This is a genomic window from Streptococcus taonis, from assembly GCF_029948085.1.
In the GTDB taxonomy this organism is placed as follows: domain Bacteria; phylum Bacillota; class Bacilli; order Lactobacillales; family Streptococcaceae; genus Streptococcus; species Streptococcus taonis.
In genome coordinates this window covers 93,522-100,700 of the sequence record NZ_JARZZP010000010.1, presented here as the reverse complement: position 1 = coordinate 100,700, position 7,179 = coordinate 93,522, and the positions used below count along the sequence as shown (strand labels likewise).

The following is a 7,179-nucleotide window of genomic DNA, read 5'->3' as shown; positions in this document are numbered from 1 at the left end:
ATATCAGATGATGAGACAAACTATTTTTGAAAAAAGAAAAAGACAAACGCCAAAAATAACGTTTGTCTTCGTTCTGAGACTCAATTTGAGTCTCTTTTCTTATTTATAAGATGGTGAAATCCCAAGTTTGAGTTTTCGCTAAATACCCAAACTAAGTTCCACTATGGTAGAAGTTAGTGTGAGACGTTTGAGTTTTCATTGAAAAACTAGCAAAATTACTTGAAAAAAAAGCTTAACTATGATACAATGTAACTTGTCGTGTAAACGATAATACTCATTCTTGATGAATTGTGAAGCTGTTGCCTTCGGGTCGTTTTGCAAGCTGAAATCAAGAAGAGGAAAAAACAAAAAGGAGAAATACTCATGGCAGTAATTTCAATGAAACAACTTCTTGAGGCTGGTGTACACTTTGGTCACCAAACTCGTCGCTGGAACCCTAAGATGGCTAAGTACATCTTCACTGAGCGTAACGGAATCCACGTTATCGACTTGCAACAAACTGTAAAATACGCTGACCAAGCATACGACTTCATGCGTGATGCTGCAGCTAACGATGCAGTTGTATTGTTTGTTGGTACTAAGAAGCAAGCAGCTGACGCAGTTGCTGAAGAAGCAGTACGTTCAGGTCAATACTTCATCAACCACCGTTGGTTGGGTGGAACTCTTACAAACTGGGGAACAATCCAAAAACGTATCGCTCGTTTGAAAGAAATCAAACGTATGGAAGAAGATGGAACTTTTGAAGTTCTTCCTAAGAAAGAAGTTGCACTTCTTAACAAACAACGTGCACGTCTTGAAAAATTCTTGGGTGGTATCGAAGATATGCCTCGTATTCCAGATGTAATGTACGTAGTTGACCCACATAAAGAGCAAATCGCTGTTAAAGAAGCTAAAAAATTGGGAATCCCAGTTGTAGCGATGGTTGACACAAACACAGATCCAGACGATATCGATGTAATCATCCCAGCTAACGATGACGCTATCCGCGCAGTTAAGTTGATTACAGCTAAATTGGCAGACGCTATCATCGAAGGTCGCCAAGGTGAAGATGCTGTTGCAGCAGTTGAAGCAGAATTTGCAGCTTCAGAAGCTCAAGCAGACTCAATCGAAGAAATCGTTGAAGTTGTAGAAGGCGACAACGCTTAATTCATATAAATAGTAATTACCTAGGAGGGCGGGGCTTAGCCCGGCTCTCCTATTTTAAAAAATATAGGAGAATCAAAATGGCAGAAATTACAGCTAAACTTGTTAAAGAGTTGCGTGAAAAATCTGGTGCTGGTGTTATGGACGCTAAAAAAGCATTAGTTGAAGTTGAAGGCGATATCGAAAAAGCGATCGAATTGCTTCGCGAAAAAGGTATGGCAAAAGCAGCTAAGAAAGCTGATCGTGTTGCTGCAGAAGGTTTGACTGGTGTTTATGTTGACGGTAACGTTGCAGCAGTTGTTGAAGTAAATGCTGAAACTGACTTCGTTGCGAAAAACGCTCAATTTGTTGAGTTGGTAAACGCAACAGCTAAAGCAATCGCTGAAGGAAAACCAGCTAATAACGAAGAAGCTCTTGCTTTGACAATGCCTTCAGGTGAAACTCTTGAAGCGGCTTATGTGTCTGCAACAGCAACTATCGGAGAAAAAATCTCATTCCGTCGCTTTGCTTTGATTGAAAAAACAGATGCACAACACTTCGGAGCATACCAACACAACGGTGGACGTATCGGTGTTATCTCTGTAATCGAAGGTGGAGACGAAGCACTTGCTAAACAAATCTCAATGCATATTGCTGCTATGAAACCAACAGTTCTTTCATACAAAGAATTGGATGAGCAATTTGTTAAAGATGAGTTGGCACAATTGAACCACGTTATCGACCAAGATAATGAAAGCCGTGCTATGGTTGGTAAACCAGCTCTTCCACACTTGGCATACGGATCTAAAGCTCAATTGACTGATGAAGTAATCGCTCAAGCTGAAGAAGCTATCAAAGCTGAATTGGCTGCAGAAGGTAAACCAGAAAAAATCTGGGATAAAATCATCCCAGGTAAAATGGATCGCTTCATGCTTGACAACACTAAAGTTGACCAAGCTTACACACTTCTTGCACAAGTTTACATCATGGATGACAGCAAGACAGTTGAAGCTTACCTTGAATCAGTTAACGCTTCAGTAGTTGAGTTCGCTCGCTTTGAAGTTGGTGAAGGTATCGAAAAAGCTGCAAACGACTTTGAAGCAGAAGTTGCAGCTACAATGGCAGCAGCCTTGAATAACTAATAAAAAAGTAAGGAAGCTAATTTGCTTCCTTTTCTTTTGTTAGGGGGGATTCATATGAATCCTTTTTTTACTTTAAAAGATAAACAAAAAGCCCTATACAAGGGCTTAGTGTATTTAGGAGACTATACTTCGAATTCATAGAGTGCTGTAGATAGGTAACGTTCTCCGTTATCTGGTGCAAGCGCAAGGACTTTTTTACCTGCTCCAAGTTTTTTAGCGACTTCAATTGCTGCATAGATAGCTGCTGCAGAAGAAATACCGACTAAGAATCCTTCTTTTCCACCGATTTCACGGCCAAGTGAAAGAGCGTTATCTGATGTTACACGAACGATACCATCGTAAGCTTTTGTATCAAGTGTATCTGGAATGAATCCAGCAGAGATACCTTGAATTTTGTGAGGACCTGGCTTTTCACCAGACAAGATAGCTGACTCGTCTGCCTCAACAGCAAAAACTTGAATGTTTGAGTTAGCAGTTTTAAGAGCATGAGAAACACCAGAAATAGTTCCTCCAGTACCAACACCAGCAACAAAGGCGTCTAAACCATCAGCTCCGAAATCAGCTAGAATTTCAGCTCCTGTTGTTCTTTCGTGAACCTCTGGGTTAGCTTGGTTATTAAACTGTAATGGTAGGAAACCATCACGCTCAGCAGCAATTTCCTGCGCTTTTGCAATTGCACCTTTCATTCCTTCGCTACCAGGAGTGAGGACTAGTTCAGCTCCATAAGCTTGGATAATTTTACGACGTTCCACGCTCATTGTTTCAGGCATAACGATGACAACTTTGTAACCTTTAGCGGCACCAACCCATGAGAGACCAATACCAGTGTTCCCACTAGTTGCTTCTACAATGGTAGAACCAGGTTTGAGTTTACCCTCTTGTTCTGCTTTTTCAATCATGCTTAGGGCGATACGGTCCTTAACTGACGATCCTGGGTTAAAAGCTTCAAGTTTTACATAAACATCTGCTGCACCTTCTGGTACAATGTTATTCAATTTAACAATCGGTGTTCTACCGATGAGTTCTGTGATATTGTTATAAATTGCCATATTAGCACCTCTTTATATAAGATGCTACTAGTATAACGCTAACTTTAACTTTTGTAAAATATAGAAATCCTATCGGAGTGATAGGATTTTTTTATATCAGTGATTCAAACCATTCATATTCAAACGATTATGATAAGCTAAGTCAAATAGATAGGTGTAAAGAGGTACAATATCAGTTTTCTTTGGAAATTCAAATTTGTGAGAATTAAAATGCTCATTGTGAGATTTTAAAAAGGCATTTTCTAAATAAGTAATCGTAATCTCGCTATCATCAATCCCAAGTCCAGCAGTTTCCATTTCAACATTGACAATGTTCATGAGGAAAATTGATTTGATAGACATCTTCCGTCCGGTTGCCCCTTGTTTATCTGTAAAGATGATTCGGATATTTGTAAAGATAATTGAGTCACGAATGAGTTTATATCCGCTTTGAATTTCTTCATTTTCTAATAAATATTGTCTAAACTCCTTGGTAAGAGCTTCTTTACTTTGCTCACTGAAGTTTCCAGCGAGTCCCTGAATTAATCTTCCAAAAGCCATGTGATATTTCCTTTCTTTACGATAGGTTTACAGGTACTTCAACTTCACGTAAACCTTTGTCAGTTAGAGTAACTTTTCCATTGAAAAATTCAATGAGATCAGCCTTGATATCGTCTTTCCTTTCTTTGTCAACGAAAATCATTGTGTCAACTTGGTCTGTAAAGTTTGTCTCTAATTCTATGAGATTATGCTCTTTAAGAAAATTCCCATATTCTTGATACTGGGCATAGGTCATGTGAATCTGTATCCCTGCTTGCTCTTTGATTTCAATAATGCCAATTTCCTTAACTGCTAGGGCAACACTACCAGCATAAGCGCGAATCAAACCACCAGCCCCTAGTTTGATACCACCAAAATAACGAGTAACTACCACACAGACATTAGTAAGGTTGTGGTTTTCCAGAACTCCTAGCATAGGAACACCAGCAGTTCCACTAGGCTCTCTGTCATCACTGGTTCGCTTGATTTCACTGCGTTCACCTACAATAAAGGCAGAGCAGTTGTGAGTAGCTTTATAGTGTTCTTTCTTGATAGATGTGATAAAATCACGAGCTTCTTCCTCACTATAGACACGTTTTGCATGACAGATAAAGCGTGATTTTTTTATTTCTTCTTGGACTTGACCGTCCTCTTTTATAGTTCTATATTCCATAGTTTTATTGTACTAAAAATTAACATAAAGTGCTACCTTTTACGAATAAAGAAATATGAAAGTAAATCCAAATTATCTCGGTCGCCTTTTTACCGAGCAAGAATTAAGTCATGAGGAGAGACAACAAGCAAAACAAATTCCATCCATGAAAAAAGAAAAGGATCAACAATATTGTCAGCGTTGTGGTAGTCAGATAGAAGAAGAATGGCATTTGCCTATTGGTGCTTTTTATTGCCGAGAATGCTTGATTATGAAGCGAATAAGAAGTGATCAAAATCTCTATTATTTTCCGCAAGAAAGGTTTCCACAGCAAGATGTACTCAAATGGTCAGGTCAACTGACTCCATTTCAAGAGCGGGTATCACAAGGACTCCTTCAGGCGGTAGATAAGAAGGAGGCTACCTTGGTACATGCAGTGACAGGAGCTGGTAAGACAGAGATGATCTACCAAGTTGTCGCCAAGGTAATTGATCAAGGTGGAGCTGTTTGTTTGGCCAGTCCAAGGATAGATGTTTGCTTAGAGCTCCATAAACGATTACAAAATGATTTTTCATGTGAGATTGCACTATTATATGGGGAGTCGGATCCCTATTTTCGTACACCTTTAGTTGTAGCAACCACTCACCAACTACTAAAATTTTATCAAGCTTTTGATTTATTGATTGTGGATGAAGTGGATGCCTTTCCTTATGTTGATAATCCAGTGCTTTACCATGCTGTCAATAATTGTGTAAAGGAGACCGGATTGAGAATATTTTTAACAGCAACGTCAACTGATGAGTTAGATAGAAAAGTTAAACAAGGGGAGTTAAAGCGTCTCAGTTTACCTCGTCGTTTTCATGGAAATCCTCTCATTGTTCCCAAGCCAATCTGGTTATCAAATTTTAATAAATATATAGAAAAAAATGGTTTACCTCCAAAATTAAAACTTTACATCGAGAAACAGAGAAAGACGGCCTATCCCTTACTAATCTTTGCCTCTGAGATTAAAAAGGGAGAAAAGCTAAAAGAAATTTTGCAGGAGAAGTTTCCAAATGAGAAAATAGGATTTGTATCTTCAATCACAGCAGACCGATTAGAGCAGGTACAAGCCTTTCGAGATGGAGACTTAACGATATTAATAAGCACAACTATATTAGAGCGTGGAGTTACCTTCCCTCGTGTAGATGTTTTTGTGGTGGAAGCCAATCATCAACTCTTTACCAAGTCAAGTTTAGTACAAATTGGTGGGCGAGTTGGAAGAAGCATGGATCGTCCTACTGGAGAACTGATATTTTTCCATGACGGACTCAATCTGTCCATTAAGAAAGCCATAAAGGAGATTAAACAAATGAATCAGGAGGCAGGAGTATGAAGTGTTTATTGTGTGGTAAAAGCTTGCAAACAGAGATAACCTTTACTAACCTGCTCTGTTTTAAAAAGGAGGAGGAAATAGTCTGTGAATCCTGTATTTCGTCTTTCGAGAGTATCGGTGGTAATCATTGTCCGAGTTGTTTTAAAAAAGGTTTGTCAACTATTTGTCAAGATTGTCAATTTTGGTGTAAAAAAGGTGTAAAGGTTGATCATGTGGCTCTTTATTCCTATAATCAGGCCATGAAAGAATATTTTAGTCGCTATAAATTTGATGGTGATTATCTTCTTAGAAAGGTATTTTCTGAGATATTGCAAACAGAGTTAAAAAAGTATAAGGATTATCAGATTGTGATCGTACCTCTGAGTGAGCAGCGTTTTAAAAGCAGAGGCTTTAATCAAGTTGAAGGTTTGATAAAGGATACTGGGTTAGCATATCTGGATATTTTGGTTAAAAAAGAAGTGGAGGCTAGTTCTTCAAAAAATCGAGCAGATCGTTTACTTACAGACTTTCCTTTTTTATTGAAAGATGGAGTGAAGCTCCCAGAAAAGATCTTACTCTTTGATGATATTTATACAACTGGAACTACCTTGAATCGTCTTAAAAGTATGCTATTAGAGGCTGGTTGTCAGAATATTAAAACTTTTTCCCTCGCAAGATGAGGAAAAAGTTTGCAAAAAAAATATGAAAGCGTTATAATATAATTAGAAAAACAAATATGTTTAGAAAGAAGGTACTTATATGATTAAATATAGTATCCGTGGTGAAAACCTAGAAGTAACAGAAGCAATTCGTGATTATGTAGTTTCTAAACTCGAAAAGATCGAAAAATACTTCCAAGCAGACCAAGAATTGGATGCGCGTGTTAACTTGAAAGTTTATCGTGAAAAGACTGCTAAAGTTGAAGTAACCATTCCGCTTGGATCTATTACTCTTCGTGCAGAAGATATTTCTCAAGATATGTACGGTTCTATTGATTTGGTGACAGATAAGATTGAACGTCAGATTCGTAAAAACAAAACTAAAATTGAACGTAAGAACAGAAATAAAGTATCAACAAGTCAACTCTTTACAGATGCTTTAGTTGAGGACTTAGATGTAGCACAACCAAAAGTTGTTCGTTCAAAACAAATTGATTTGAAACCAATGGATTTGGAAGAAGCTATCTTACAGATGGATTTATTGGGACATGACTTCTTTATCTATGTAGATGTTGAAGATGAAACAACAAATGTTATCTATCGTCGTGAAGATGGAGATATCGGTCTTCTAGAAGTTAAATAATCTTAATAATTAGTTTGTAAAAGTGGTTTACACTAGTGT

At 37.9% G+C, this 7,179-nt stretch carries 8 protein-coding genes; 5 read left to right on the top strand and 3 right to left on the bottom strand.

What is annotated here, in order from left to right:
- Nucleotides 1-363 precede the first annotated feature (363 nt).
- Both rpsB and tsf read left to right on the top strand, forming a co-directional pair.
- The gene (rpsB, locus tag QEZ38_RS06835) at nucleotides 364-1,146 is read left to right on the top strand and encodes a 30S ribosomal protein S2 (RefSeq protein WP_000268462.1); all 783 of its coding nucleotides are present in this window, start codon (nucleotides 364-366) and stop codon (nucleotides 1,144-1,146) included.
- 77 nt (nucleotides 1,147-1,223) lie between these two features.
- Nucleotides 1,224-2,264, top strand: coding sequence for a translation elongation factor Ts (gene tsf / locus QEZ38_RS06830; RefSeq protein WP_000808093.1), 1,041 nt, complete (start codon nucleotides 1,224-1,226; stop codon nucleotides 2,262-2,264).
- 122 nt (nucleotides 2,265-2,386) lie between these two features.
- Here the strand turns inward: tsf and cysK are convergent, their stop codons facing one another.
- The 3 genes from cysK to QEZ38_RS06815 form a co-directional block, all read right to left on the bottom strand.
- The gene (gene cysK, locus QEZ38_RS06825) at nucleotides 2,387-3,313 is read right to left on the bottom strand and encodes a cysteine synthase A (RefSeq protein ID WP_281335422.1); all 927 of its coding nucleotides are present in this window, start codon (nucleotides 3,311-3,313) and stop codon (nucleotides 2,387-2,389) included.
- A 96-nt stretch (nucleotides 3,314-3,409) separates the two neighbouring features.
- A complete protein-coding gene (locus QEZ38_RS06820) occupies nucleotides 3,410-3,853 on the bottom strand; it encodes a PH domain-containing protein (protein WP_281335421.1) in 444 nt (147 codons plus the stop codon).
- A 16-nt stretch (nucleotides 3,854-3,869) separates the two neighbouring features.
- Nucleotides 3,870-4,505, bottom strand: coding sequence for a YigZ family protein (locus tag QEZ38_RS06815; protein WP_281335420.1), 636 nt, complete (start codon nucleotides 4,503-4,505; stop codon nucleotides 3,870-3,872).
- A 55-nt stretch (nucleotides 4,506-4,560) separates the two neighbouring features.
- On the opposite strand from QEZ38_RS06815, the gene QEZ38_RS06810 reads away from it, so the two are divergent.
- From QEZ38_RS06810 to hpf, 3 genes are all read left to right on the top strand, one after another.
- On the top strand, nucleotides 4,561-5,859 hold the full coding sequence (locus QEZ38_RS06810; protein WP_281335419.1) for an ATP-dependent helicase ComFA: 1,299 nt from the start codon (nucleotides 4,561-4,563) through the stop codon (nucleotides 5,857-5,859).
- The gene (locus QEZ38_RS06805) at nucleotides 5,856-6,518 is read left to right on the top strand and encodes a ComF family protein (RefSeq protein ID WP_281335418.1); all 663 of its coding nucleotides are present in this window, start codon (nucleotides 5,856-5,858) and stop codon (nucleotides 6,516-6,518) included. The genes QEZ38_RS06810 and QEZ38_RS06805 overlap by 4 nt, the downstream gene beginning before the upstream one ends.
- A 79-nt stretch (nucleotides 6,519-6,597) precedes the next feature.
- Nucleotides 6,598-7,140: a ribosome hibernation-promoting factor, HPF/YfiA family gene (gene hpf, locus QEZ38_RS06800; RefSeq protein ID WP_045762429.1), complete on the top strand. Its 543-nt coding sequence runs from the start codon at nucleotides 6,598-6,600 to the stop codon at nucleotides 7,138-7,140.
- Nucleotides 7,141-7,179: the final 39 nt, after the last annotated feature.